This is a genomic window from Novosphingobium sediminis (assembly GCF_007991615.1).
GTDB lineage: Bacteria > Pseudomonadota > Alphaproteobacteria > Sphingomonadales > Sphingomonadaceae > Novosphingobium > Novosphingobium sediminis.
Map to the genome: position 1 here is coordinate 1 of NZ_BJYR01000026.1, position 26,902 is coordinate 26,902.

24 protein-coding genes and 1 tRNA gene are annotated in these 26,902 nt (G+C 63.4%); 11 read left to right on the forward strand and 14 right to left on the reverse strand.

Features of this window, described 5'->3' with window-relative positions; translation table 11 throughout:
* The 5 genes from NSE01_RS17920 to NSE01_RS17940 all read left to right on the forward strand — a co-directional run.
* A partial coding sequence (locus NSE01_RS17920; RefSeq protein WP_147161034.1) for a type I restriction-modification system subunit M occupies positions 1-1,599 on the forward strand: 1,599 nt, incomplete at its 5' end.
* 10 nt (positions 1,600-1,609) lie between these two features.
* Positions 1,610-2,821 (forward strand): phospholipase D family protein, encoded by a 1,212-nt coding sequence (locus tag NSE01_RS17925; protein ID WP_147161036.1) that lies wholly within the window; start codon positions 1,610-1,612, stop codon positions 2,819-2,821.
* A 121-nt stretch (positions 2,822-2,942) separates the two neighbouring features.
* Positions 2,943-3,731, forward strand: coding sequence for a type IV toxin-antitoxin system AbiEi family antitoxin (locus NSE01_RS17930; protein ID WP_147161038.1), 789 nt, complete (start codon positions 2,943-2,945; stop codon positions 3,729-3,731).
* Between the two features lie 4 nt (positions 3,732-3,735).
* Positions 3,736-4,653: a nucleotidyl transferase AbiEii/AbiGii toxin family protein gene (locus NSE01_RS17935; RefSeq protein WP_147161040.1), complete on the forward strand. Its 918-nt coding sequence runs from the start codon at positions 3,736-3,738 to the stop codon at positions 4,651-4,653.
* 91 nt (positions 4,654-4,744) lie between these two features.
* Positions 4,745-5,806 (forward strand): hypothetical protein, encoded by a 1,062-nt coding sequence (locus NSE01_RS17940; RefSeq protein ID WP_147161042.1) that lies wholly within the window; start codon positions 4,745-4,747, stop codon positions 5,804-5,806.
* A 34-nt stretch (positions 5,807-5,840) separates the two neighbouring features.
* Here NSE01_RS17940 and NSE01_RS17945 read toward each other — a convergent pair whose 3' ends face one another.
* Complete coding sequence (locus NSE01_RS17945) at positions 5,841-6,074, reverse strand: conjugal transfer protein TraD (RefSeq protein WP_147161043.1); 234 nt, start codon at positions 6,072-6,074, stop codon at positions 5,841-5,843.
* Between the two features lie 22 nt (positions 6,075-6,096).
* On the reverse strand, positions 6,097-6,402 hold the full coding sequence (locus NSE01_RS17950) for a conjugal transfer protein TraD (protein ID WP_147161044.1): 306 nt from the start codon (positions 6,400-6,402) through the stop codon (positions 6,097-6,099).
* A gap of 172 nt (positions 6,403-6,574) precedes the next feature.
* On the opposite strand from NSE01_RS17950, the gene traA reads away from it, so the two are divergent.
* Entirely contained in the window at positions 6,575-9,460 is a 2,886-nt protein-coding gene (traA, locus tag NSE01_RS17955; RefSeq protein WP_147161045.1) for a Ti-type conjugative transfer relaxase TraA, read from the forward strand.
* Positions 9,461-9,470: 10 nt separating this feature from the next.
* A complete protein-coding gene (locus tag NSE01_RS17960) occupies positions 9,471-10,250 on the forward strand; it encodes a DUF6118 family protein (protein ID WP_147161046.1) in 780 nt (259 codons plus the stop codon).
* Between the two features lie 143 nt (positions 10,251-10,393).
* Here the strand turns inward: NSE01_RS17960 and NSE01_RS17965 are convergent.
* Positions 10,394-10,480 (reverse strand) — tRNA-Leu (locus NSE01_RS17965).
* 172 nt (positions 10,481-10,652) lie between these two features.
* Between NSE01_RS17965 and NSE01_RS17970 the strand changes: the two genes are divergently transcribed.
* Both NSE01_RS17970 and NSE01_RS17975 read left to right on the forward strand, forming a co-directional pair.
* Entirely contained in the window at positions 10,653-11,618 is a 966-nt protein-coding gene (locus NSE01_RS17970) for a complex I NDUFA9 subunit family protein (RefSeq protein ID WP_147161047.1), read from the forward strand.
* A 448-nt stretch (positions 11,619-12,066) separates the two neighbouring features.
* On the forward strand, positions 12,067-15,282 hold the full coding sequence (locus NSE01_RS17975; RefSeq protein WP_147161048.1) for a M10 family metallopeptidase C-terminal domain-containing protein: 3,216 nt from the start codon (positions 12,067-12,069) through the stop codon (positions 15,280-15,282).
* 4 nt (positions 15,283-15,286) lie between these two features.
* On the opposite strand, the gene NSE01_RS17980 is transcribed toward NSE01_RS17975, so the two are convergent.
* Complete coding sequence (locus NSE01_RS17980) at positions 15,287-15,958, reverse strand: glutathione S-transferase family protein (protein ID WP_147161049.1); 672 nt, start codon at positions 15,956-15,958, stop codon at positions 15,287-15,289.
* A 122-nt stretch (positions 15,959-16,080) separates the two neighbouring features.
* Here NSE01_RS17980 and NSE01_RS17985 point away from each other — a divergent pair, with 122 nt between their 5' ends.
* Positions 16,081-17,955 (forward strand): ABC-F family ATP-binding cassette domain-containing protein, encoded by a 1,875-nt coding sequence (locus tag NSE01_RS17985; RefSeq protein ID WP_147161050.1) that lies wholly within the window; start codon positions 16,081-16,083, stop codon positions 17,953-17,955.
* A 41-nt stretch (positions 17,956-17,996) separates the two neighbouring features.
* On the opposite strand, the gene NSE01_RS17990 is transcribed toward NSE01_RS17985, so the two are convergent.
* The 9 genes from NSE01_RS17990 to NSE01_RS18030 all read right to left on the reverse strand — a co-directional run bounded on the left by NSE01_RS17990 (position 17,997) and on the right by NSE01_RS18030 (position 24,843).
* Positions 17,997-18,698: a ParA family protein gene (locus NSE01_RS17990; RefSeq protein ID WP_147161051.1), complete on the reverse strand. Its 702-nt coding sequence runs from the start codon at positions 18,696-18,698 to the stop codon at positions 17,997-17,999.
* 98 nt (positions 18,699-18,796) lie between these two features.
* The gene (locus tag NSE01_RS17995; RefSeq protein ID WP_246135280.1) at positions 18,797-19,075 is read right to left on the reverse strand and encodes a hypothetical protein; all 279 of its coding nucleotides are present in this window, start codon (positions 19,073-19,075) and stop codon (positions 18,797-18,799) included.
* A 37-nt stretch (positions 19,076-19,112) separates the two neighbouring features.
* Positions 19,113-19,556: a chemotaxis protein CheW gene (locus tag NSE01_RS18000; protein WP_147161052.1), complete on the reverse strand. Its 444-nt coding sequence runs from the start codon at positions 19,554-19,556 to the stop codon at positions 19,113-19,115.
* 27 nt (positions 19,557-19,583) lie between these two features.
* Positions 19,584-19,955, reverse strand: coding sequence for a response regulator (locus NSE01_RS18005; RefSeq protein WP_147161053.1), 372 nt, complete (start codon positions 19,953-19,955; stop codon positions 19,584-19,586).
* A gap of 21 nt (positions 19,956-19,976) precedes the next feature.
* Positions 19,977-20,540 (reverse strand): chemotaxis protein CheD, encoded by a 564-nt coding sequence (locus tag NSE01_RS18010; RefSeq protein WP_147161054.1) that lies wholly within the window; start codon positions 20,538-20,540, stop codon positions 19,977-19,979.
* Between the two features lie 4 nt (positions 20,541-20,544).
* Complete coding sequence (cheB, locus tag NSE01_RS18015; RefSeq protein ID WP_147161055.1) at positions 20,545-21,606, reverse strand: chemotaxis-specific protein-glutamate methyltransferase CheB; 1,062 nt, start codon at positions 21,604-21,606, stop codon at positions 20,545-20,547.
* On the reverse strand, positions 21,603-22,472 hold the full coding sequence (locus NSE01_RS18020) for a CheR family methyltransferase (RefSeq protein WP_147161056.1): 870 nt from the start codon (positions 22,470-22,472) through the stop codon (positions 21,603-21,605). Before NSE01_RS18020 ends, cheB begins: the two co-directional genes overlap by 4 nt.
* The gene (locus NSE01_RS18025) at positions 22,469-24,586 is read right to left on the reverse strand and encodes a chemotaxis protein CheA (protein WP_147161057.1); all 2,118 of its coding nucleotides are present in this window, start codon (positions 24,584-24,586) and stop codon (positions 22,469-22,471) included. Before NSE01_RS18025 ends, NSE01_RS18020 begins: the two co-directional genes overlap by 4 nt.
* Positions 24,583-24,843: a chemotaxis protein CheX gene (locus NSE01_RS18030; RefSeq protein ID WP_147161058.1), complete on the reverse strand. Its 261-nt coding sequence runs from the start codon at positions 24,841-24,843 to the stop codon at positions 24,583-24,585. The genes NSE01_RS18025 and NSE01_RS18030 overlap by 4 nt, the downstream gene beginning before the upstream one ends.
* Positions 24,844-25,011: 168 nt before the next feature.
* Between NSE01_RS18030 and NSE01_RS18035 the strand changes: the two genes are divergently transcribed.
* On the forward strand, positions 25,012-26,073 hold the full coding sequence (locus tag NSE01_RS18035; protein WP_371863228.1) for a chemotaxis protein CheB: 1,062 nt from the start codon (positions 25,012-25,014) through the stop codon (positions 26,071-26,073).
* A 107-nt stretch (positions 26,074-26,180) separates the two neighbouring features.
* On the opposite strand, the gene NSE01_RS18040 is transcribed toward NSE01_RS18035, so the two are convergent.
* On the reverse strand, positions 26,181-26,879 hold the full coding sequence (locus NSE01_RS18040) for a spermidine synthase (protein ID WP_147161104.1): 699 nt from the start codon (positions 26,877-26,879) through the stop codon (positions 26,181-26,183).
* Positions 26,880-26,902 lie beyond the last annotated feature (23 nt).

Consider the following 26,902-nt stretch of genomic DNA (forward strand, 5'->3'; position numbering starts at 1 on the left):
GGTAAGACCCTGTGGGCCATCGCCGACACGTTGCGCGGGGCAATGAACGCGGACGATTTCCGCGATTACATGCTGGCATTCCTGTTCCTGCGTTACCTTTCGGACAACTACGAGATCGCCGCCGCCAAGGAACTCGGATCGGACTACCCTAAGCTGAAGCTTGAAGACAAGCGCGCGCCGTTGTCGCTTTGGTACGCAGAAAATCCCGAGGACACCGAGGCCTTTGAAAAGCAGATGCGCCGCAAGGTGCATTACGTCATCCGCCCCGAATATCTGTGGACCAGCATCGCGGAACTTGCGCGCAAGCAGGACGTGGAACTGCTCGACACGCTCCAGAAAGGGCTGGAGTATATCGAGACAGAATCCTTCGCCAGCACGTTCCGGGGCCTGTTCTCGGAGATCAATCTGGCATCGGACAAGCTGGGCAAGGTCTATGCTGAGCGTAATGCTGCCTTGTGCAAGATCATCACCGAGATCGCCAAGGGGCTGAAGGAGTTTTCAACCGACAGCGATACGCTGGGCGATGCTTATGAATATCTGATTGGCCAGTTTGCCGCCGGGTCCGGAAAGAAGGCCGGAGAGTTTTACACCCCGCAGTTCGTGTCAGATATCCTTTCGCAGATCGTGTCACTTGACGGGCAGGAGCCGAAGAGCGGCCAGCGCGCCCACATGGACAGCCTGATGGATTTCGCCTGCGGGTCCGGCTCGCTCTTGCTCAATGTGCGCCACCGCATGGGCGCGCACGGGATCGGCAAGATTTTCGGACAGGAAAAGAACATCACCACCTACAACCTGGCGCGCATGAACATGCTGCTGCACGGGGTAAAGGATACCGAGTTCGAGATTTTCCATGGCGACACGCTGACCAACGACTGGGACATCCTGCGCGAAACGAATCCGGCCAAGATGCCTCGTTTCGATGCCGTGGTTGCCAACCCCCCTTTCAGCTATCGCTGGGACCCCAGTGAAGCGCTGGGCGAGGACGTGCGGTTCAAGAACTACGGTCTTGCGCCAAAGTCCGCCGCCGACTTCGCGTTTCTGCTGCATGGCTTCCATTACCTCAAGGACGATGGGGTGATGGCCATCATCCTTCCGCACGGCGTACTTTTCCGTGGCGGCAAGGAAGCGGAAATCCGCAAGAAGCTGCTCAAGGACGGGCATATCGATACCGTGATCGGTTTGCCCGCGAACCTGTTCTACTCCACCGGCATCCCGGTGTGCATCCTGGTGCTGAAGAAGTGCAAGAAGCCCGATGACGTGCTGTTCATCAATGCGGCGGAGCATTTCGAGAAGGGCAAGCGGCAGAACTACCTTGGCGACGGGAAGGACGGCAAGCCGGACCACATCGGCAAGATTGTCTCGACCTATCAGCACCGGACTGAAGAGCCGCGGTATTCTCGCTGCGTCTCGATGGAAGAGATCGAGAGCAACGACTTCAATCTCAACATCTCCCGCTACATCAGCACGGCGACGGCGGACGAGGAGATCGACTTAGGCGCGGTTCACGAGAAGCTGACGGCGCTTGAGGGCGAAATTGCTGTAGCGAGGGAGCAGCACAACGCCTTCCTGAAGGAATTGGGCCTGCCGCCATTGCCATAAGGAGGGGTTCGTGAAGGTCTCAGTTCTTGACGCGAAGGCGCTCCGGAAGGCGTTGCCGCGGCTCATTGCGAAACACGACCAGATTTACATGGCAGTGGCCTGGGCTCATGCGGGCCCGGTCGCGGACAAATTGATCGAAAACAAGCATAAATTCAGGTCGGTGACGGTCGGCTTGGATTTTTGCGCTACCGATCCAGATTTCGTGGACTCGCTTCGCAAAGTACCGAACGCCTTTGTGTTCAAAAAGAGCGGTGCCTGTTTCCACCCGAAAATCTACCTGTTTGTGTCCGGGCAGAGTGCAGAAGCCATCGTCGGTAGTGCCAATTTCACTTCCGGCGGGCTGGGCAACAACGTCGAGGCATGCTTGCATCTGAGCTGCGACACCAGTGAGCCAGCAGTCGCTGAGTTGCTCGCCACGATGGAATCCTACGCGCCACATCGTCAGCCGGTCACGAAACAACTGGCTGACGCTTACCGGCGGCAGGCCGAGATCGCAGCTAGTCGTCCCCGCGCCCCATCTCCAATCCTGCCGAGCGACAAGGCTGACTTCCAACGGATCGACTCCGACCTTCTGAAAATGGACTGGGCCGCCTTTATCCACGAGGCGCGGAAGGACCCCAACCATCATTTCGAAACACGCATGAGGTTCTTGCGTTATCTGCAAACACTCTTTGCCAGGGCGCAGTCGTTCGACGATCTGACCGTGCCGGAATGGAAGGCGGTCGCAGGTATCGTCCATCCGGATGCCGTCGCGGACTCCGGGCTGGAGAAGTATCAAATCGGCTGGTTTGGCTCGATGCAGGGCTCCGGCTCTTTCACGAAACTCATTGCAAACAAGGATGGTCGGGTTGCCAAGGCAATTGACTGCATCCCGAGCCGAGGCCCTGTCAGAGAGCGCGATTTCAACCGGTTTTGCGCGTTGTTTGAATCTGCCTTCGCAGATTCAGCTAGGACGGGGCGCACGCCGACAGCCACAAGATTGCTCGCAATGAAGCGGCCCGATGTGTTCGTTTGCGTGAACAACGGGAACAGGGCCAGCTTGGCCGAAGCGCTCCATTTTGCTCCGTCAACCTTGAGCCTGGAGAACTACTGGGAGCGGGTGATCGAGCCGATAAAGTTGGCTAAGTGGTATAATGCTCCTCGGCCAGAAGGCCCGGATGCTGAGGCTTGGGACTGCCGGGCAGCGCTTGTCGATGCCATTCACTACGATGCGTCCGATTGACGTTTTCCCTGCGAGAGCGGGTCGCGCGGTTTATCATATCGACATTTCACTAAGTCAGGCTTTGCATAATGCCGATTCTATAAACTCGACATTGGTTTGAAAGTGTGGCAAAACGCTAAGCATGGCTACGCGATCTGACAGTAAATTAAACCGTCTCCAACAGGAACTCCCGGAGGGCCTCTTGGCCGATGCCGGATGGCTAGAGGCTCACGGCTATTCATCGGCACTGCGCAGCCAGTATGTCCGTGCCGGGTGGCTCGATAGCCCGGCGCGGCGCGTCTATCGCCGTTCGCGTACGCCACTGACATGGCAGCAGGTCGTCATATCCCTCCAGGCATTGCTGGATTTACCGTTGGCCGTTGGCGGACGCACGGCGCTTGAGCAACTGGGCTATGCGCACTACCTTTCGGCGAAGGTGCAGGAAATCCACCTCTACGGGCCGAAGCGGACCCCGACATGGATAACTGATCTTCCACTTGACGTGAAATTCCACTGGCACAACAGCCTGCGCCTGTTCCCGGGCGATGCCGACGCACCGCCAGAGCCCAGTCCCGTAATGTTCAGCGCAGCAGGGATGCACTTGCCGATACGATATTCGAGCAAGGAACGCGCGGTGTTGGAATTACTGGATGAACTGCCCGAGCGTGAAAGCTTCCACCAGGTTGATGCCCTGATGGAAGGGTTGAGCGACCTGAGCCCACGCCGCCTGCAAACCTTATTGGAAGCCTGCGCCAGCGTGAAGGTGAAGCGGCTTTTCCTGTTCTTTGCCGATCGGCACCGCCATGCTTGGCGATCCCGGCTCGACGTGTCCCGCGTTGATCTCGGATCGGGCAAGCGCGTCCTCGCCAAAGGCGGCAGGCTCGACCCCACTTACCATATAACCGTGCCGTCCGATCTGGGAGGCCAGTGACGTCATGGCCTTTCTCGACACCTACCGGCAACAGGTCGCACTTCTCATTCGCACCATTCCTTTTGTGGCGAAGGAGGAAGCATTTGCACTCAAGGGCGGCACGGCCATAAACCTGTTTGTGCGCGATATGCCGCGCCTGTCGGTGGACATTGACCTGACCTATCTGCCCGTCGAGGATCGCACCACATCGCTTGCCGCAATCGACGCAGCCATGCTGCGGATCGCGGAGCAGATCGAGTCTGGAATCCCCGGCGCGAAGGTCAATCCTTCCCGTTCGGCGGATGAGAAAATCGTCACGAAGCTGATCGTCCGTGCCGGGGACGTGCAGATCAAGATCGAGATAACGCCAGTGCTGCGCGGCACGGTGTACGATCCCGTGGTGACATCTGTGGTGCCGACCGTAGAGGACGAGTTCGGCTTTGCTGAAATGCAGGTTGTGTCGTTCGCCGACCTGTATGCAGGCAAGATCGTGGCAGCGCTCGACCGCCAGCATCCGCGCGATCTCTTCGATGTACGTGACCTGTTGGCACGCGAAGGCATCAGCGACGAACTGCGGCGCGCATTCCTTGTCTATCTCATCAGCCACAATCGCCCGATGGCCGAAGTCCTGGCACCGACCCGAAAGCCACTGGCAGAGGAATTCGCGCGTGGCTTCGTCGGCATGACGCATGAACCGGTTGCTCTTGCCGATCTCGAAGCCGCGCGTGAGGCAATCATCGCCACGATGGTCACCGAAATGCCCGAAGCGCATCGGCATTTCCTTGTCGGCTTCAAGCGCGGCGAGCCGGACTGGGAACTTCTCGGGATACCGGATGCTCGGCACCTGCCAGCTGTCCTTTGGAAGCAGCGCAATCTGGACAGGCTACCTTCCGGAAAGCGGCGTGAACTGGCCGATGCGCTTGAAAGGGCGCTGCTACCGTGAACAAGAGTCGTGCAGCCAACGTTTTTAGGTTCAATTGTCTGACAAGCATCATCTCGATGCGATTCGTTCCTTGGCGGAGTGATTTATTGTTATGACCAAGGAGCGCATTGCCCTGGCAACGGTCAGCATTGCCGAAAGTGCGATGGACTTCCTGAAGCGCGCGGTTGATGAAATCGAAAAGCACCCGAAATATTCGGTCATCCATTTCGCGACGGCAGTCGAGTTGATCCTGAAAGCACGGCTGATGCATGAGCATTGGGCACTGGTGGTCGAAAAGACATCGGATGCAGATGTGGAACGATTTCTATCGGGCGATTGCAGGACGGTCAGCCCGGCGGAGGCGATCCGCCGTCTGTCGAAAATCGCGGGTCAGTCCATTCCGGCCGATGCGGTTACACAATTCAATCGCCTGGCCACGCATCGCAACCGCATGGTTCATTTCTTTCATGAGGCGGGCGCGAATGAGGCTTCCGCCGAACTCTTGGAAGGAATTGCACGGGAGCAGTGCCTGTGCTGGTTTCATTTGGAACGCCTGCTCAGGCTATGGTCTGACCAGTTTGCCGAAATGGATGATGATATCACCCGCATTGCCTGGGCAATGAAGCGCAACAGGCAGTTTCTAGCGGTGAAATTTGAACAATTGAAGCCGAAGATCGACACTGACGCAGCAAATGGCGTTGCTTTCCACGACTGTGCCGGATGTGGATTTGCGGCTGCGGAGGTGGATGATGTTTCAGACTTGCTGCACAGTCTTTCATGCCGCGTGTGCGGCCTTACGGGCGGCTATCTCCAGATGCCCTGTCCGTCTGGATGCGGCCACGACATTACCATTGATGCTGACCATGGCAGCCACCGACAATGCGAAGACTGCGGCCATGTGGTTTCGCAAGAGGAACTGACGGATGCGCTGAGTACCGAGTACGTCGCCCACGAGGATTTTGTGCAGATGAACTGCGCATTTTGCTGCTCGCTGGGTTCTGTCGTCCAACACGGCGAGAGCTACGTCTGCACAGAGTGCCTTAGCTTCGAGGAAGAAATCGCATTGTGTGGGTGGTGCAACGAAATGCAGATCGGCGGTGGCGATCTTGAATTCAGTTATCACAGTGGATGCGAATTCTGCGACGGGCAGGCGGGATGGCACAGAGACGACTGAAGATAGCCTTCCAGGCGCCATTCCGACCCACGCGCTATAGATTGGGATCGCTTACCATCTCAAACGCCCGCTTGCCTTTGCGCTTCCACAGCACCAGCGCTTGCTCCCGTTCTTCGCCCTTCAACTTGGCCGCGACGGTGAGGAACGCGCCGTAAAGTGTAGCACGGTCATCGTCGGCCAGTTCGACCAGACCGGCCTTCACGACCAGGCCGCCCAGTTCGATCAGTTGCCGCGTGCGATCGCGGCGTTTGACCTGCCATTCGCGCATGTCGGTTCGTGCCTTCGCTGCCTCAAGCCGATGCCGCGCCGCCGTCAAGCGGGAGAGCGCCATCCGGCTGGCCCTCAGTTCCGTCTCCACGCTTGCGCGCCTTGTTCTGAAAGAAGGCAGCGCCGCGCTTGCGCCACGCCTCCTTCCTCTGGGCTTCGCTGGTTTCCGCGATGACGAGCAGCGCACCGGCCAGGGTTTCCGCATCGGTCGTATCTGCCCCGGTGGCGATCACCAGTTCGCCGAGCTGCTGCACGCGGCGTTCCTTCAGTTGCTTCGCCTTGTCGGCAAGCGCCTTGAGTTCCGAATCAAAGTCTCGTGGTTTGCGCATCGAAGTTCTCCATTGAGAGGTGATGCGCTGATGATAATATCGATGCTCTCCCAATGCTGTAGAGTCGTCGAGACGGCCTGATACTGAATAGTCCCGAGCAGGATTTTATCATGGGAGGGCGCGCTTATACGTCGTGCCGACGTCGCTTTATGCGAGTAGATGGATTGCCGTCATGGCGATCTTCCACCTCTCCGTCAAAGTCATCAGCCGGTCGAGCGGGCGCAGCGCCGTGGCGGCAGCGGCCTATCGCGGAGCCGAGCGGCTGCACGACGAACGCCTCGACCGCGACCATGACTTCACCAACAAGGACGGCGTCATCCATTCCGAAGTGCTGCTGCCGGAAGGCGCGCCGGAGGAATTTGCCGACCGCGAAAAGCTCTGGAATGCGGTCGAGGCTGCCGAGAAGCGCAAGGACGCGCAGCTTGCCCGCGAGGTCGAATTCGCCATTCCGCGCGAGCTAACCAAGGAACAGGGCATCGAGCTGGCGCGCGAATTTGCCGAGGCCGAGTTCGTCGATAAGGGCATGATCGCCGACCTCAATGTCCATTGGGATATTGGTGCGGACGGTCAGCCCAAGCCCCACGCCCACGTCATGCTGACCATGCGCGAAGTCGGGGAGGACGGGTTCGGCGCGAAGGTTCGCGAGTGGAACAAGGCCGAACTGGTCGAGCAATGGCGCGAGCGCTGGGCCGATCACGTCAACCAGCGCCTTGCCGAACTCGATATCGATGCGCGGATCGATCACCGCAGCCTGGAGGCGCAGGGCATTGCGCTGGAGCCGCAGGACAAGATCGGCCCCGCCGCATCGCGCATGGGCGTGCGCGGGCTGGAGGCAGAGCGGATCGAGGAACACCGCGCTGTCGCACAGCGCAACGGGATGCGGATCATCGCCAATCCCGCTGTCGCGCTTGATGCGATCACGCACAGCCAGGCCACCTTCACCAACCGCGACCTTGCCATGTTCGTGCACCGGCACAGCGACGGGAAAGAGCAGTTCGATTTGGTGATGAACGCGGTTCGCGGATCGTCCGACCTGATCGCACTGGGCAAGGACGGACACGGCGAAGGTCGGTTCACATCGCGCCAGATGATCGAGACCGAACAGAGGCTTGGCCGCGCATCGGAATTGCTGGCCGAACGCGAGCAGCATCAGGTCGAAGATCGTGGCCGGGAAGGAGCGCTGGCGCGCGCGGCGGAGCGCGGGCTGGTGCTATCCGGCGAGCAGCGCGCGGCGTTCGAGTATGTGACAGATGAGCGCGGCCTCAATGTTGTCGTCGGCTATGCCGGGACCGGCAAGAGCGCGATGCTGGGCGTTGCGCGCGAGGCATGGGAGAGCGCGGGCTACACCGTTCGCGGTGCCGCCCTGTCCGGCATTGCCGCCGAGGGCTTGGAGCACGGTTCGGGCATCGCCTCACGCACCATCGCCAGCCTTGAACATCAGTGGGGCCAGGGCCGCGAAATGCTCACCTCGCGCGATGTTCTGGTCATCGACGAGGCAGGCATGGTCGGTACGCGCCAGATGGAGCGCGTCCTCTCCCATGCCGCCGATGCAGGCGCGAAAGTTGTCCTGGTCGGCGACCCGCAGCAGCTCCAGGCCATCGAAGCCGGAGCCGCCTTCCGCGCGATCCACGAACGCCACGGCGGCGTCGAAATCTGCGAGGTTCGCCGACAGCACGAAGGCTGGCAGCAGGACGCCACCCGGCACCTTGCCACCGGGCGCACTGGCCTTGCCATTCAGGCCTATGGCGAACGGGGCATGGTTCATGCTGCCGACACGCGGGAAGCGGCACGCGGCGAGCTGATCGAGCGCTGGGATCGTGACCGGCAGGCCAGCTCTGGCGATACGCGGATCATCCTCACCCACACCAACGACGAAGTGCGCGAACTCAATGACGCGGCGCGCGGAAAGCTGCGCGCCAGTGGCAATCTGGGCAACGATGTGAGCATCCGCGCCGAACGGGGCGAGCGTCAGTTCGCCAGCGGCGACCGCATCATGTTCCTGCGCAACGAGCGGGGCATGGGCGTCAAAAACGGCACACTCGGTACTGTAGAACAGGTGACGCCGCAGCGCATGGCGGTCCGCACCGACGATGGTCGCAGTGTCGCCTTCGACACCAAGGATTATGCGCACATCGATCACGGCTATGCAGCGACGATCCACAAGGCGCAGGGCATGACCGTGGACCGGGCGCACGTGCTGGCGACGCCGGGCATGGACAGCCACGGTGCATATGTCGCGATGTCTCGCCACCGTGACGGCCTTGCCCTGTACTATGGGCGCGACGACTTCGCCGATCAGTCGAAACTGGTCCGCACCCTCAGCCGCGAGCGCGGCAAGGACATGGCGAGCGATTACAAGCCCGAGCAGCAGTTTGCCGAACGGCGCGGCATCACCTTCCGCGAACGCATTGTCGAGATTGCACGGCAGTTGCCGGAACGAGCGAAGTCGATCTTCGCTGGCTTCCGTCCGCAGGCCCAGAAGCTCGAAGCACTGCCGACCGATCAGGCTGATCTGTCCGATCAGCGCCGGGCGGTCGAACGCTACGCTCGCGCCGCCGCCGACATCGGGCAGATGCGCGAGCAGGGACTGCCCGTCTTGCCACACCAGCGCGACGCACTGGAGAAGGCCGGAAAGGCGCTCGACGCGATCCGGCCCCATAGCACAGCGGATCTAGCCAGCGCCTTGCAGCGCCAGCCCTCGCTGGCCCGTGAGGCCGCCGATGGTCGCAGCCAGGGCGCAATCCGCGCCATGCAGCTCGAGGCTGAAATGCGCGTCGATCCCGCGCAGCGCGCCGACCGCTTTGTCAGCGACTGGCAGCGGCTGGGGCAAGCACGGCAAGCGATGCAGCGCGATGGCGACAGCAAGGGCGCGCAGAGGCTCACGGGCCGCATGACGGAAATGGCGAAAGGGCTGGAGCGCGATGCGCAGGTCGAATCCCTGCTGCGCAGCCGCACCCGCGAGCTGGGCATCAAGACAGAACTCGGTCGCGATCTGGCCCGCGACCTTGCCGCCTCCATCTCGATGGAGCGGAGCCGGTCAATCGGCATGGGCCTGTAGGAGAAGCGCGATGGATACCAATGCTGATGAAGTGGAACTGACCTTAGACCTTGAGCCCGAGCCGGAACCCGATCCCGACGCGCCCGTCCCGGATGCGGCAGGCGATCCCGCCGCCGAGGCGTTTGCCCGCCTTGAAGGTGAGCTGGCCTTGATGCGCCGAGCGGTTCAGCACCTTGCCGCCGAGCGCGCTGACATTGTCATTCCCGACTACGGCGGGACCCTGACCGACATGGCCAAGCGGATGGGGGCGATGGGCGAGAGCCTGAAGGGCATGGCGAGCCATCCCGCGATGCAGATGACACCTGACAGCATTGGCCAGCGGATCGCCGCCGCAGCAGAATCAGCACGGCGCAGCGACCATGACAGGATCAGCCAAGCCCGGAGCGACTTGAACCACGCCGCCCAGGAAATGCGGAGCGTCACGGCCCAAGCGCGCACCGCCGCAGAGCAGCGGCTGCAACTCTACCAGGTGGCAGGCGGAGCGTTGCTCGCCGGAATACTGCTATGGTCTTTCCTTCCCGGCACCTTAGCCCGAACGATGCCGGAAGGCTGGCACTGGCCAGAGCGCTTGGCGGCGCGGATGGTTGGAGAATCCACACGATGGGATGCAGGTGCGCGGCTGATGCAGAGCGACAGCCCCGAGGCCTGGAATGCACTGGTGCAGGCCGCTGACATCCGGCGCGACAACCGCGAGGCCATTGACGCTTGCCAGAAGACCGCTGCATTCTCGCAGCAGCCTGTGCGATGCACTGTCAAGATTCGTCCTGTGTCGCAGCCCAAAAGCAGATGATGGTATTGGCGAGGGCGAGTTGGCGTCCCGGCAAGGACCAACGAGGATCACCACGACCCACACAAAATGTGGGAATGAATGTGGGATCACTTTCTCAGGAACTCCACTTTATCGTGTAAAAACAACACGATAAAGTGGTTGACTGGTGCCCAGAAGAGGACTCGAACCTCCACGCCCTTGCGAGCGCCAGCACCTGAAGCTGGTGCGTCTACCAATTCCGCCATCTGGGCACGGTAGCGAGCAGCAAGTGCGCTGTTCGCCGGGTAGGAGCGGGCCGATAGGCTACGGTCTGCCACCTTGTCAACCGCGGTTTGCATTTGCACCGTTGAGGCGGCGTAACCCATTGAACCGGAGGGCGCGGGTGTGGCAAAGGGCGCGCGAACTGGAAATGGGATGGAACGCATGAGCAAGGACGGTGTTCGCGATCTGGAAGGGCAGTTGATCGCAGTCGTTGGCGGTAGCGGCTTCATCGGCACGCATGTGGCGCAGGCGCTGCTGGCGCGCGGTGCGCGGCTGCGTGTGTGCAGCCGCCATCCGGAGCGGGGCTATCGGCTGAAGACGCTTGGCGGACTGGGTCATGTGCAGCTGGTGGCAGTCGACGTGACCAAGCCGCATACGCTCGAAGTCGCGCTGACGGGATGCGACGCGGTGGTGAACCTTGTGGGCGCGTTCAAGGGCAAGCTCGATGCGGTGCAGGGTTCGGGCGCGGGCCAGCTTGCCGCGATTGCGCGGGCCAAGGGTGCCAAGGCTTTCGTCCATGTTTCGGCGATCGGCGCCGATGCCGGTTCCGCCGTCGCCTATGCCAGCACGAAAGCGGCTGGCGAGGCTTCCGTCTTCGCCGCGTTTCCCGAGTCGGTCGTCCTGCGACCCTCGGTCGTGTTCGGAGAGGATGACGCCTTCATCAATCTCTTCGCGGGCCTCATCGCCAGCGCGCCGGTCATGCCGGTGTTCGCGGCCGATTCGCGCTTCCAGCCCGTATTTGTCGACGATGTGGCCGATGCAGTGGCCAATGTGCTGGCCGCGCCGGAGGCCTTTGCCGGCAAGACCTTTGAACTCGGCGGGCCGGAGGTGATTGCCATCGGCGATCTCAATCGCCGGATTGCCAAGGCTGCGGGCCGTGCGCCCCGTTTCCTCGAGCTGCCCGATGGTATCTCGGCGGCTTTCGCGGCGCTGACCGGCTGGCTCCCGGGAGCACCGATGAGCCGCGACCAGTGGACGATGCTGCGCCAGGGCAACGTGGTGAGCGGTGCTCTCCCCGGCCTTGCCGATCTCGGCGTGCAGGCGCGCCCGCTGGGCCTGTTCCTCGACCGCTGGATGCTGCGCTTCCGCAAGGCGGGGCGATTCGGCGTGCGCGGCAAGGCAGCCTGAGACCCGGCCAGTGCGGGCGCCGCACCTGTCGGCATTCCTGACAAGTTGACACAGTTGACACAGTCCTGAGGAATAAAAGCATTCGATCAGTGAGGTGCTTTTGATCGAATGAAGCGATCAAGGGGCTGCTTTGGTGTGTCCACAGTTCCAGGCATGGTGGCTCGGTCTCTGCAGGAATGACAACGTGGGCGAGGGGTAACCGGGCACGCAGGGTCGCAGATCATCGCCTTGTAGGAAAGTGTGCCGCGCGCGGGATGCGGCGGTGCTGGCGCTCGAGGTGCCGGCCCAGCTGCCTGTTCCGGTTTGGTGCAACAAAGAATGTTCCCTGCGGGTCAAGTATGGATCGACCGAACTCCAGCTTAGTGATAATCCCTAGTCTAGGTCGCCGAAGAAAAGCAGCGGGCATCGCTCGTGCCATTGCTCAATTCATCTTCATGGGGACCGTCTGATGCCTTCTTTGCGTGATCACGTTCTTGCCCGCAGCGCTGCGCGTGCTGGGAATCCCGCCGTTTCCAGCGATGTCATCGCGCCCGTGACCGACGGCGCGCCGCCCGCGTTCCCGCCCCTGCATCCGGCGCAGCCCGATGTCTTGCAGAGCCCCACGACGAATTCCCCGGCGGCCGCGAGCTTTCCGCAGGAAAACGGCAGCGCCAGCACCATTGCCTCGGTTTCGGCAACCGGAAACGCCATGATCGACGGCATGCTGGCCGGGACCAAGTGGAATGGCGCCATCACCTATTCCGATACCGATTCACCGACCGACTATCAGGCCGGCTACTACAGTGACGGCGACGGAAATGGCATCAGCGCCCAGAACGAGGGCTTCTCGCAGTTCAACTCCCAGCAGATGAAGGCACTGCATTCGGCACTGAGCGGGACGCTCTACAACCAGCAGTCGGCGGCGTCAGTTGCACTCTCGGTGGCTTCGTTCACCAACCTCGACATTTCCTATGCTGGAGCGGGCAATGGAACTGCGACCATTCGCGTCGCCAACTCGAACGATCCCGGGACGGCCTATGCCTACTATCCGTCCAATTCGAATTATGGCGGGGATTCGTTCTTCGGAAACTTCTATGATCCCTACCCGACCGCTTCACTCAAGACGCCAGTGGCCGGCAATTATGCCTGGTACACCTATCTGCATGAGATGGGCCACTCGCTTGGCCTGAAGCATAGCCAGGAAACGGGCGGTCCGGGGAACGTGGCTGTGCCTTTCGAATACGACAATTCGGAATTCACGGTGATGTCGTACCGCAGCTATGCCGGTGCGCCGATCGACTATATCCATTTCGGCGTTTGGGGCGCTCCACAGACTTACATGATGCTGGATATCGCGGCGTTGCAGACGCTCTATGGCGCAGACTATACCGTCAACAGCGGCAACACGACCTACATCTGGACCCCTTCCAACGGTAACACGGTGATCAATGGCGAGGTCGCGATCGCACCTGGTGCCAATGTCATTTTCGCGACGATCTGGGACGGCGGCGGCATCGATACCTACGACTTGTCGGCCTATTCCACCAATATGCGGATCGATCTGACCCCGGGCGGCTCATCGCTGTTCGACGCGGCGCAGGCTGCTGATCTCGGTGACGGGAATTCCGCGCGCGGCAATATCTACAATGCGATGACCTTCGGCGGCAGCAATGCGTCGCTTATCGAGAACGTGATCGGCGGATCGGGCAATGACACCATTACCGGCAACGATGCCGACAACGTGATCAACGGCGGCGCAGGCGATGATACGCTGAACGGCGGAAGCGGATCGGACACCGCCAGCTATGAAGGGGCGGCAAGTGGCGTGACTGTCAGCCTCGCCATTTCCGGTGCGCAGGCAACCGGTGGAGCCGGTTCCGATACCCTCAATTCGATTGAAAATCTGATCGGTTCAGCTTCGGCGGACACGCTCACCGGCGATGGGGGCAACAATGCCATCAACGGCGGCGTTGGGGGTGATTTGATCGACGGCGGCGCAGGCGATGATACGATGACCGGCGGTCTTGGCGACGATACCTTCGTCGTCGACAGCGCGGGCGACAAGGCCATCGAACTGAGCGGCCAGGGCACGGACACGGTCAAGAGCTCGGTGACTTACGCGCTCAGTGGTGCGCTTTATCCTTCGGGTACGTTCATCGAGAACCTGGTGCTGACCGGGGCCGCGGCCATCAACGGCACCGGCAACGGGCTTGCGAATACCCTGACGGGTAACAATGCCGCCAATACGCTCGATGGCCTTGGCGGCGCGGACACGATGTCCGGCGGACTTGGCGACGACATCTACATCGTCGACAACATTGGCGACAAGGCGATCGAACTGGGCGGACAGGGAACCGACACGGTCCGCAGTTCGGTTACGTACGCGTTGAGCGGCGCATTGTACCCAACCGGCACGTTCATCGAAAACTTGGTGCTGACAGGGGCCGCGGCCATCAATGGCACCGGCAACGGGCTTGCCAATACCCTGACCGGAAACAATGCCGCCAACACGCTCGATGGCCTCGGCGGTGCGGACACGATGAACGGCGGGTTTGGCGATGACACCTACATCGTCGACAACGTCAATGACGTGGCAAACGAATTGAACGGCCAGGGTTCGGACACGGTCAGGAGTTCGGTGACCTATTCCCTCAGCGGCGCACTCTATCCTTCCGGCACCTACATCGAAAACCTGGTGCTGACCGGCGGTGCCGCGATCAACGGTACTGGTAACGGGCTCGCCAATACCCTGACTGGCAACGTCGCCGCCAACACGCTCAATGGCGCGGGCGGTGCCGATACGATGATCGGCGGACAGGGGAACGATACCTACATCGTCGACAATGTCGGCGACAAGGTGATCGAGCTCAACGGCGAAGGCTACGACACCATTTTCAGTTCGGTGACGTATGCTATTAGCGGGGCGATGTATCCGACGGGGACGAGTGTCGAGGCGCTGACGCTGACCGGCAATGCCGCGATCAACGGCACCGGTAACGGGTCCGACAACACACTGACCGGCAACAGTGCTGCCAACACGCTCAATGGCGCGGGCGGTGTCGATACGATGATCGGCGGTGCGGGCAACGATACCTACATCGTCGATAATGTCGGCGACAAGGTGAACGAACTCAATGGCGAAGGCTTCGATAGCGTTTTCAGCTCGGTCACCTATGCCCTGAGCGGCGCGCTCTATCCCACCGGCACTTTCGTCGAGGCGCTGACGCTTACTGGCAGCACTGCGATCAATGGCACCGGGAACGGCCTCAACAACGTACTCACCGGCAATTCCGGGGTTAACACGCTGTCCGGCCTCGGCGGCAATGACAGAATTGATGGCGGGCTGGGATCCGATACCCTCACTGGCGGCACCGGGGCAGACACGTTCATTTTCTCGACCGCGCTGGCACCTGCCAACATCGATTCGATCACCGATTTCAGCGTGGTCGATGATACGATCCAGCTGGCGAGTTCGGTGTTCACAGGGCTCGTCGCGGGTGTGCTCGATGCGAGCGCGTTCTACATTGGCGCCGCGGCGCATGCGTCCACCGATCGCATCATCTACAACAGCGCTACCGGCGCCCTGTTCTTCGACAGCGACGGCGACGGGGCGACCAGTGCGGTGCAGTTCGCCACTCTGGCCTCGGGGCTTGCGCTCACCTACGCGGACTTTCTCGTGGCCTAGGCCCTCAGGCGTTCACGTCGGCGTAGTGTGACGGGGGCTGGATGACGTCCATCCGCTCGGTGAGGAGCGGGCGGAAGCTGGGGCGGCTCTTGAACACAGAGTACCAGCTCGCCGCCTGTTCGTGGAGCGACCAGTCGATCCCGCCGAGGTAGTCCGCGACCGAGATCTGCGCGGCGGCGGCAAGGTCCGCGAGGCTCATCGTGCTGCCCGCCAGCCACGGGCGGTTATCGATCAGGTAGTCGATGTAATAGAGGTGATCGTTGGCAAGGCGCATCGCATCGCGCAGCACGCGGCTATCGGGCGATTGGCGGTAGACGAGGCGCTTCTTCATGCGCTCTTCCAGCAGGGGCTGGGTGACAGCGGCGAAGAAGTTTTCATCGAACATCGCAACGAGGCGGCGGATCTCTGCGCGGCCGGTGGCGGTGCCGTTGATCATCGGCGCCTTGTCGACCGTTTCCTCGAAGTATTCGCAGATCGCGCGGCTATCGGCGAGGGTGATCTGCTTTTCAGGATTGTGCAGCACAGGCGTGCGCCCGGCATGGTTGAGCATCTGGAACGCTTCGCGATGCTCCCACGGGTTCTCGCGGATGAGTTCGTAGGGCACGCCCTTTTCAGCGAGGAGCAGGCGCACCTTGCGGCTGAACGGGCACAGCGGGAATTGGTAGATCTGCCACATGGTTCGTTTCCATGTACGCGGGGGCCTTGCGAAGTCCAGTGCGGGCATGTGCGAGGCGGCGGATTTTTCGGAGGATTGTTCGTGCCTTTCGCCACCGGCGGCACCCTGCTAGGGGCGCGCGAATGTTGACAATTCAGGGCCTCACCGTGCGGCTGGGCGGGCGCACCATCCTCGACCGCGCTTCCGCGACGATCCAGCCGGGCTCCAAGGTGGGCCTGATCGGCCGCAATGGTGCGGGCAAGTCCACGCTGATGAAGGCGATCATCGGTGAGATCGAGCCCGATGATGGCTCGATCGACATGCCTAAGCGGATGCGGCTGGGCTACATTGCGCAGTCCGCGCCGAGCGGTGCGGCGACCCCGTTTGAAACCGTGCTTGCCGCCGATGTCGAGCGTGCGGCGCTGATGGCCGAGGCCGAGACTTGCGAGGATCCGGACCGGATGGCGGCGGTCTATGACCGGCTGATCGCCATCGATGCCTATACGGCGGACGCGCGGGCAGCGCGCATCCTGATCGGCCTCGGTTTCGACGAGGCGATGCAGGCGATGCCGCTCGACAGCTTTTCAGGCGGTTGGAAGATGCGCGTGGCGCTGGCCTCGCTGCTGTTTTCGGCGCCCGACCTGCTGCTGCTCGACGAGCCTTCGAACCACCTCGATCTCGAAGCGACGTTGTGGCTGGAAAGCTTCCTCCAGAGCTATCCCGGCACGATGGTCATCATCAGCCACGAGCGTGATCTGCTCAACAACGTGGTCGATACGATCCTGCACCTGCAGGGCGGCAAGATTGCGCTCTATGCGGGCGGCTACGACGCGTTCGAGCGGCAGCGGGCCGAGCGCGCGGCGCAGATGGCCGCCGCGAAGGCCGCGCAGGATGCCCAGCGCAAGAAGCTGGCGGACTATGTGGCGCGAAATTCGGCGCGTGCCTCCACTGCCAAGCAGGCGCAATCACGCGCGAAGATGCTGGCGAAGATGCAGCCCGTGACGGCGATGATGGAAGACCCGACGCTGAGCTTCGGTTTCCCCGATCCGGACGAACTGCGCCCGCCGCTCATTACGCTCGATCTGGCGGCGACCGGATACAGTGCGGACAAGCCGATCCTGCGGCGGCTGAACCTGCGGATCGATCCCGATGACCGCATCGCGATGCTGGGCCGCAACGGCAACGGCAAGACCACGCTGGCGCGGCTGCTGGCGGGGCAACTGGCGGCGACCGAGGGCGGGATGACCGCTACGGGCAAGCTCAAGATCGGATACTTCACGCAGTATCAGGTGGAGGAACTCCCATCGGATTCGACGCCGCTGGAACTGATGACGCGGGCCATGCCGGGCAAGACCCCGGCGGCGGTGCGCGCGCAATTGGGGCGCTTCGGATTTTCCGGGCCGCGTGCCGAATCGAAGACGGCAACGCTTTCGGGTGGTGAGCGGGCGCGGCTGGCGCTGGCGCTCGTGACGCGCGATGCGCCCCACATGCTCATCCTCGACGAGCCGACCAACCACCTCGATGTCGATGCGCGCGAGGCGCTGGTGCAGGCACTGAATGATTATGCGGGCGCCGTGATCCTGATCAGCCACGATCGCCACATGGTCGAACTGACAGCGGACCGGCTGGTGCTGGTCGATGGCGGGACGGCGAAGGACTATCCGGGGAGCATCGAGGACTACATCGACTTCGTGCTCGGACGGAACCAGCCGAAAGCAGATGCGGGCAAGAACGGCTCGGGCGGTGCAAAGCCGAAGGGCGGGGCAAAGAGCCGCGAGGAAATGAAGGCGCTGCAAAAGGCTGTGAGCGAGGCCGAAGCGGCGGTCGGCAAGGCCGAGGCGCGGCTGGCGGCGATCGATTCGGCGCTGGCGGGCTCGGGCAAGCCGGCGGCAGACCTCGCCGGCCTGGGTGTGGCCGAACTAGGGCGCAAGCGCCGCGAAGTGGCCGATCAGCTCGAAGCGGCGGAAGCCAAGTGGATCGAAGCAGGCGAGGCGCTCGAAGCCTTCATGAACGCCTAGAGCGCCTGCTGCTGCATCGCGAGCTTCGCCTCGATACCTTCCTACAGGCGTTGAAGGCGCCCGTTCACGTCGCCGGATGCCGCGAAAGTACCGATGGGTGCGCGGCGGGCAGCGGTCTGCTCGATGGCGCTCGCCATCGGGATTACCGGCCAGCCTGCGGCAAAGCCGGCGTGCACGTCGCGGTGCAGTTTGCGGCGGGCATCGTACATCGAGAGCACCGGCAGGATCGGCGGATGGCGCGGATGGTTGGCGAGGATCTCGGCCTGGATCATCGGTAGCGCACGGGCGGACAGCGGCGAGGGCGGCAGCGGCACGATCAGGAGATCGGCGGCGGCGAAGACCTGCTCGCTGATCTCGTTGATCGCGGGCGGGCAGTCGATGATGATGCGCTCATAGGCGCCTGACAGTGCGGCAGCCGTGCGGGCGAGCCGCTTGCGCTTGCCGATCCGTGCGAGCGTGGCGGGCAGGCTGCGCATGCTTTCATCGGCTTGCAGCACGGCAAGGCCGGAGTAGCGCGTGGGGGTGATCAGATCGCCGGGCTTGCTGTCCTTGCGGAACACCGAAGCCGCGCTGCTTTCGTTGCGATCGGGCAGGCCGAGTAGCCAGCCCGCACCGCCTTGCGGATCGAGATCCCACAGCAGGGTCGGATGGCCGGACAGCGTCGCCGATCGCCACGCCATGTCTACTGCGAGGGTGGTTTTCCCGACGCCCCCTTTGACGCTGTAAACTGCGATGACCGCCATTGTTCCCGCCGTTCGTTGAATGGCGGGCATAGTGAACAATCGTGGCCGAATGGCAACTGAGGGCCTGAGCGGGATCCCGGCATGGGACGCTGGACCTCCTATCGCAGCAACCGCATCCGCTCGCGCAGGATATCGAGGCCGATGCGTTCGACTTCGGTTTCCAGACAATCGGCATCGAGCAGCTTGGCCAGGCTGCGCTGCTTCTGGGCGATAAGGTCGATCGCCTGCAAGCTGTCCATGTGCCGCATGGCCACGTCCATATCACCGCAGAGCGAGGCGCCGAGAGCCTCGACTTCCTGTGACAGTTCCTCGAGCACCAGTGCGATCTGGCGATGCGAGGCGGTGTTGGCGGCGGCCACTGAAGCCATCGGGGCCATCGGCACGGTATCCTTGAACAGTACGGCGGGCAGGTGATCAGGCGGCAGCAGCGAACTGCGCCCCGTCGCTGAGCGCGAAGAGGTTGAGCACCATGACCATCTTGTCCTCGATCGCGGCGAGCCCTTCGAGGAAGGGGACCACGCTGTCGTTTCCGACACCCGGGGGCGGAGCCTGCAGCGTCTGATCGGGCACGGTGACGATGTCGCTCACCGAATCGACGATCCAGCCGCCGACCTGCGCCCCAAGCTGGGTGACGATGATCGCATGGCGCGGGGTCGGTTCGGTCGCGCGCCAGCCAAGGCGGGCGGCGAGATCGACAACCGGCAGCACGGTGCCGCGCAAGTTGACGACGCCCGCGACATAGTGCGGCACGCGCGGAAGGCGTGTGGTCGGCGTCCAGGCACGGATCTCGCGGATCGACATGATGTCGAGCCCGAAGACCTGGCCTTCGACTTCGAAGGTTATGAGTTCGCGGATCATCGTGGGCGTTCCTTGGTCAGGAGTAGATCAGTGGGCGACGCGGCGCACGGCGGCGACGAGTTTGGCAGCATCGAACGGCTTGACGATCCAGCCGGTTGCTCCGGCCTCGCGGGCGCGCGCCTTCTTCTCGTCGGAGCTTTCGGTGGTGAGCACGAGGATCGGCCGGTCGCGGTGGCGGGTGCCCTCGCGCAGGCGCTCGATCAGGCCGAAGCCATCGAGGCGCGGCATGTTGATATCGGTGATCACGACATCGACTTCGTTGAGCGCTAGCCAATCTAGCGCCGCAAGACCGTCCTCAGCCTGCGCCACTTCGAAGCCTTGCGTCGAAAGCGCGTGGTTGAGCAGGGCCCGCATGCTGGGGCTGTCGTCTACAGTCAGGATTCGGGTGGTCTGGTTCATGGTCAGGCTCGCTTGTTGCAATCAGAAGAGTTCGACATCGCCGGACGCGCGTTCCGGGCGGGCGGTGGGATTGACCGGCGGGGCGAGGCGATCCTCGACCGTGCGGCAACGGATCTGGCCGGAGGCCGGACGGAAATCGACACGGCGGGCACTGGTGCCGCCCAGATCCTCCCGCATGACCATGATGCCTTCGCGCCTGAGAAAGGCCTGCGCGAACTCGGCATTGGCCGTGCCGATGCGCATCATGTTGCGGTTGACGTTGGCCCCGCCGTAGAGATGCGCCTTGAGCCGCGACTTGCGCGCGCCGAAGCCGAGTATCTCGTTGACCAGCAATTCCATGAGATAGACGCCGTAATGCTCGTCAACGGCGGTCGTGGCGGCGAGCGCGGCAGGCGGCTCGGACAGCAGGAAATGGTTCATGCCGCCCACCCGCGCTTCGGGATCATAGAGGCACGAGGCGACGCAGCTGCCGAGCACGGTCGAGAACTCGATATGCGCTTCGCTGCTGACGAGCGCCTGACCCTGCATGACGGTCACGCGCTCGATCTTGCGTTCGATGGTTCCGGGAATGCGGCGTTCGAACATCGGATCAAGCCGCCTTGCTGAAGGCGTGGCGGGCGATGGTTTCGATCGGCGCGACAACCCCGGCGGCGCCGAGCGCGATGGCCGCGCGCGGCATGCCGAACACCGTGCTGGTCGCTTCGTCCTGTGCGATCGTGCGGGCGCCGGACTGGGCGAGCGCCAGCATGCCCTCGGCGCCATCGGTGCCCATGCCGGTCAGCAGGATGCCGACCGCTCCCGCGCCAACCACTTCGGCGACGGAGTGGAACAGCATGTCGACGCTGGGAAGGTGGCCGCATACCGGCTCGCCCCGGCGCAAACGCTGATACAGGTGCCCGCTCCGGCCGCCGACGGTAAAGTGCCGGTCGTCACCGGGCGCAATGTAGATATGGCCGTCAAGCAGCGGCAGATCGGGCTCTGCTATCACGATCCGGGGCGGGCAGGACTGATCGAGCGTGCGCGCGACGGCGGGGGCAAAGCGCGCCGAAATGTGCTGGACCACGACCGTGGGCGGGCAATCGACCGGGAAACCGCCAAGCAGGACCTGCAATGCCTCGACCCCGCCTGTTGAGGAGCCGATTGCGATCAGGCGTGGCCGTTCGATCAGTGCCGGGCTGCGCGGTGCAGTCGACGTGCGGGGCGGGGCCGCGGGCGGCGGCGGTGCAGGGCGCGTGACGAAGCGGACCTTGGAGGCGTCGCGGATCAGGTCGGCAAGTTTGCCTTGATCGTCAAACGAGTAACTGCCCGCTCCTTCACTCTTGGCATAGCAGCCGACCGCGCCGATCGCGAGCGCACGGGCAGTGGTCTCGGCGCCATCGTGGGTCGAGCCCGAAACGACAATGACGGGCGTGGGGCGCAGCGCCATGATCTTCTCGAGGAAGTCGAGCCCGTTCATGCCGGGCATCTCGACATCGAGCGTGACCACGTCGGGATCGAGCTCCCGGATCATCTGCCGGCCTTCCAGCGCATTGGCAGCTGCACCGACGACGATGATATCGTCCTCGCGCTCGAACCGGGCCTGGAGGATCGCCCGCATCGTTGGCGAATCCTCTACGATCACGACCCGGATGGGCTTGCTCACTCGGCTCATGTCTCGCTCCGACGATAGATGGTGGGGCCCGCAGTCGCGAGCATCTGGAGTGCCGGGCCGGTCACGCGTTCGCTGTGGCCGACATAAAGCCAGCCGCCGGGCGCAAGCGCCTCGGCAAAGCGTGCGACGAGGCGCTCCTTGGTGGGATTGTCGAAATAGATCATCACGTTGCGGCAGAAAATCACATCGAACTTGCCCTGCATCGGCCAGGGGCCATGCAAGTTGAGCGTGCGAAATCGCGCCATCGAGCGGATCGGTGGCGCGATCTCCACTTCATCGCCATCGGGCACGGTCCAAATGCGCGACAGCGCATCGGGCACGGCCTTCACGTCCTCTGCGCGATAGCGCGCGGCTTCGGCCTTGCGCAGCGCGTGAGCGGCGATGTCGCTGGCAAGCAGCCGCACATCGCTCCGCGCGATGCGCTCGCCGGCCCCGCGGTCCGGCCCGAGCAGGGTCATCAGCAACGACCAGGTTTCCTCGCCGCTGGAGCTTCCGGCGGACCACAGGCGGACCTTGCCGCCGCGTGCGAGGCTCTCGATGAGGCCGGGACGAACCTGGCTGGCGAAGTGCTCGAAGTGGTGCGCCTCGCGGTAGAAGAAGGTGTGGTTGGTGGTGAGCGCCATGATGGCGCGATTGCGCTCCGCAGCATCCTCGCTGATGCGCAGGATGTAGGAACCAAAGGTGGCACAGCCCGAATCGCGCACCAGTGGTGCAAGGCGCGAATAGACCAGCATGGCCTTGCCCTCAGCCAGCACGATCCCTGCCTCGCGGTGCGCGATCTCGCTCACCGCCGCGAAATCCGCCGCGCTGTAGACGCCGGGGCTGATGCTCGGCAGCGTCTCGGGAGGGGCGAGCGCCGCGCTCATGCGGCCTCGGCGAGCAAGGAGTTGAGGCTCTGGCCGGACAGGCTGCGCGCGACGAGACTGTCCACATCGACGATCAGTGCGACCATGCCGTCGCCAAGGATCGTGGCACCGGAGACGCCTTCGACCGAACGATAGTGCGTGTCGAGGCTCTTGATCACGACCTGCCGCTGATCGCAGATCGCATCGACGAGGAGCGCCGCGCGGCCCGCGCCTTCGGTTTCAACCACGATCAGCACGCCTTCATGCGCATGTTCTATCGCTCCCTGTGCGCCGACTGCGGCATGGAGCGGGAGAACCGGGATGAACTTGCCGCGCACGTTGATCATCGCGCGGTAGGCGCCAAGGCCCTGAACTTCGTCCCGTGTCGGGCGCAGGCTCTCGACCACGTTGGCGAGCGGCACGACGAGGGTCTGATCGCCGACGTTGACGACCATGCCGTCCGAAATGGCGAGGGTGAGCGGCAGGGTGAGCGTGAACGTGGTGCCGCTGCCGGGCTCGCTGTCGATGGTGATGCGCCCGCCGAGTTCCTTTACGTTCTGGCGCACCACGTCCATGCCGACACCCCGGCCGGAGACATTGGTGATCGCTGCGGCGGTGGAAAAGCCGGGCGCGAAGATCAGGTGGTCGATCTCTTCCTTCGAAAGCTGGGCATCCGGCGCGATGAGGCCCTTCTCGACCGCTTTGGCAAAGACGCGCTCGCGATTGATGCCGGCGCCATCGTCGGCAATGCGGATGAGGATGCGGCCCGAACGGTGCTCGGCCGAAAGGGTGAGGGTGCCTTCCGCTGGCTTGCCGGCGGCGATACGCGCTTCGGCGCTTTCGATGCCGTGATCGACCGCGTTGCGGATGAGGTGGGTGAGCGGCTCGCCGAGTCGTTCGATCACGGTCTTGTCGAGCTCGGTGCTTTCGCCCGAGACTTCGAGGCGGACGTGCTTGCCGGTGGAGACGGTGAGCTCGCGAAGGATGCGCGGAACGCGGCTGAACACGGAACCGATCGGCTGCGCGCGGATCGACATCGCCGATTCCTGGATATCGCGGGTGAGCCCTTCGAGGATGGTCAGCTCTTCCTTCACCGCAAGGCCGTCGCCCGCAAGGCGCTGCGCCATCATCGCCTGCGCGATGACAAGCTCGCCTACCGCGTCGATCAGCTTGTCGAGCTTGCCGAGTTCGATGCGGATCGACTGTCCGAGCGCGGGCGGAGCCGGCGGTGCAGCGGTGGGAGCCTGCGCGGCGGTGGCGGCGACGGCGGCAGGCGCAGCTGTGGTTGGCGCTGCAACGGGCGCAGGTGCAGGTGCCGGGCGGACAGGCGGCATCGGCGCATCGCTGCCGATGGCGAGGCCGCAGTCATCGCCGACGAATTCGAAGACTTCGCGTGCATTCGCCTCGCTGATGTCGGCATCGAGCGCGAAGGCCCAACCGAGATAGCCGGTGCCGGGATCGAGCGTATCGAGCGGGGGGACGCTGCCGCAATCGCATTCGATGCAGCGCGCGCCAAGGGCGGCGAGTTCGCGCAGCAGGAGCAGCGGTTCGCCGCCGTTGCGCATGGCGCCGGTGTGGGGGCGGACCTTCAGCAGCCATGATGGTGCGGGGGCGGGCGCGGGGGCATCCATCGCACCGGTGATGTCATCGAGCATGGCGTCGAGGTCGAAGGGATCGCCGCCGTCGTCATCGTAAGTCGAGGTGCTGGCGACAGGCTCTGCGGCGGGCGCTGGAGCAGGCGCTGGTGCCGCGCCTGCATTCGCGGCCTGCGCAGCGGTGAGTTCGGCCAGCAGGCCCGCATCGTCGGGCACGTCACCAAGCCCGCGCGCGGCGCCGACGTGGTCGCTCAGGCTATCGAGTGCGCGCAGGAGGAGATCGACGAGCGGCTCGGTGAGAGGCACGGTGCCTTCGCGCACATCGGATAGCAGAGTCTCGAAAATGTGCGTGAAGGCTTGCAACGCGACATAGCCGAACGCGCCCGCGCCGCCCTTGATCGAATGGACTGCGCGGAACACGGCGTTGACCGTATCGCTGTCTTGCGTGCCCGCCTTGCAGGCGGCGAGGCCGGATTCCGCTGCCGTCAGCGATTCCTCGCACTCGGCGAAGAAGATGGCCTGGATTTCCTCCGCGTTCATGCCGCTACTCCATCGAAGAGTTCAGCTTCGAGGCCGAGCTGGCGGGCAGTCTCAAGCAAGTGATCGGAAGGATCGATCACCGCGCCATCGCCCGTCCGGCGCGCGCTGACGAGAAGCTGGAGCATGGCCTGCCCGATCTGGGTGCAATCACGCGCATTGATATGGAGCGCGCCCGAACCGAGCCCCGCCACCATTTCCGGCAGCAGGGCCTCGGCTGCGGCGCGGTCGCACCGGGGGGGCAGGGTGATCGTCGGCATAGAGGCGGGTTCCCTCGCTGGCCCCAGACAGGGGCACGCTTTCACCCTTGGCTTACGAGGGAAGCGGCAAATGTCGCCTTGCCCGGGGCTTACGGTGAGATACTTAACGGCGGGAAGAGAAATTGCAGGGAGGGGAGGGCCTATCACGCGCTGAAGCAGCGCCCACACGTGGCGCACAACAGGAAGGTCAGCCTCCCCATGCACGAAGCCCGGGTCCTCGTGGTCGACGACTCAGCCGCGATGCGCGCGCTCTTTTCCGACATCCTCGACGAGGCGAAAAACGTCCGCGTGGTGGGCGTGGCAGCCAATGCCGGAGCCGCGCGCGAACAGATCGCCGAACTGAAGCCCAACGTCATCACGCTCGACGTGGAAATGCCGGGCATGAGCGGGATCGAATTCCTCGCCGAGATCATGGAAACCAATCCGCTGCCGGTGGTGATGCTATCCAGCCTCACGCAGGCGGGCACCGAAACCTCCTTGAAGGCCTATGAACTGGGCGCGGTGGAATGCTTTCCCAAGCCGCTCAAGGCGACGCCGGAGCAGTTCAGCAAGACGGTCGGCAAACTCGGCAAGATCGTGCTCGCCGCCGCCAACAGCAACGTGCACGATCGCAAGGGCCGCGCCGAGCAGAAGGCCGCCGCTGACGTGCCCTTCGCGTGGAACGGCCATATTGCGGCGTTCAGTGCCTCGATGGGCGGGATCGACGCGCTGACGACGATCCTCGGCGGCTTCCCCGCCAACTGCCCGCCGACCTTGGTGTGCCTGCAAGCCGAACCGATGGTGGTGGAAACTTTCATCAAGCGGCTCGACACCGATCTCAAGTGCAACGTGCGCGCGGCCAAGGACGGCGCCAACCTGACGCAGGGCACGATCCACATTGCCGCTGATCCCGACCGCCACGTGGTGGTCGAACCCGGCCAGCCGGCGCGCATCCGGCTGATGGAGCGCGATCCGGTTGACGGCGCGCGCCCATCCGCCAACCTCCTGTTCGGCTCGATCGCGCGCGGCGCGGTGCCGGCGGTGGGTGCTGTGCTGACCGGCATGGGCACCGACGGCGCCCGCGGCCTCCGGCTGATGCGCGATGCCGGGCAGGACACGCTGGTGCAGGACCGCGCTACCGCGATGGTCGCCGAAGCGCCGAGCGCCGCTATCGAAGCGGGTGCTGCCGCGCGGGAGGTAGGCCTTGGCGATTTGGGCCCCGCGATGCTGAAAGCCTGCGGGATCGGCTGAGTTTCCTCATACCTCCACCGGGCGCCAGTCCCTCCGGAGCGAACCTTGGCCCGCCTTTCGCCTTCGTGCGGGGCGGGCCAATTTTTTATGCCGTCCGGCGCGCTTCGTTACCTGCGCTTGATTGCCATTATGATCACATGCTGTTCGGATTGCGCGGCCGGGGACGAGGTCGGGCCCCGGTCGGTCTCTATCACCGTAACCGCAAAGCCACTCCGGGCGAGTGCTCCGGCAAATCTGTCATCGTGCGACGCAGACCAGACGCCGAGTATTCCGCCCTCTTTCAAGGCGGACCACGCGGCTGCTACCCCTTCTCTCGAATAGAGCCAATCGTTCGCCCCGCGCGTGAGGCCTTCTGGCCCATTGTCGACGTCGAGCAGGATGCAATCGTAACCTTGCTCCGCCGATGCAATCAGCACCGCAACATCTTGCTGCACCAGTTGCACGCGCGGGTCATCGAGGCACCCATCGGTGATGCGCGCCATGGGCCCTTTCGCCCACTCGACAACCTTCGGCACGATTTCCGCGACCGTCACTTCAGCATCGCTTCCGAGCACCCGGAGAGCGGATCGCAGCGTGTAGCCCATGCCGTAGCCGCCGATGAGCATGTGAACCGGGTGGCGACCGCCAAGCTCTGCGCACACCGCGCTGGCGAGCACACCTTCCGAGGCCGAAAGGTCTGTGCTCATCAATTCGTTGTTATCGAGAAGGATCGCGAAATCAGTGCCATTCCGGATCAGGCGAAGCCTGCTCCCATCCGGAACGAAAGCGGTGTCGACGAGGTGCTCGCCGACGTTCAAAGCGGACATGCCCTTGGCACTGGCAGGATGCT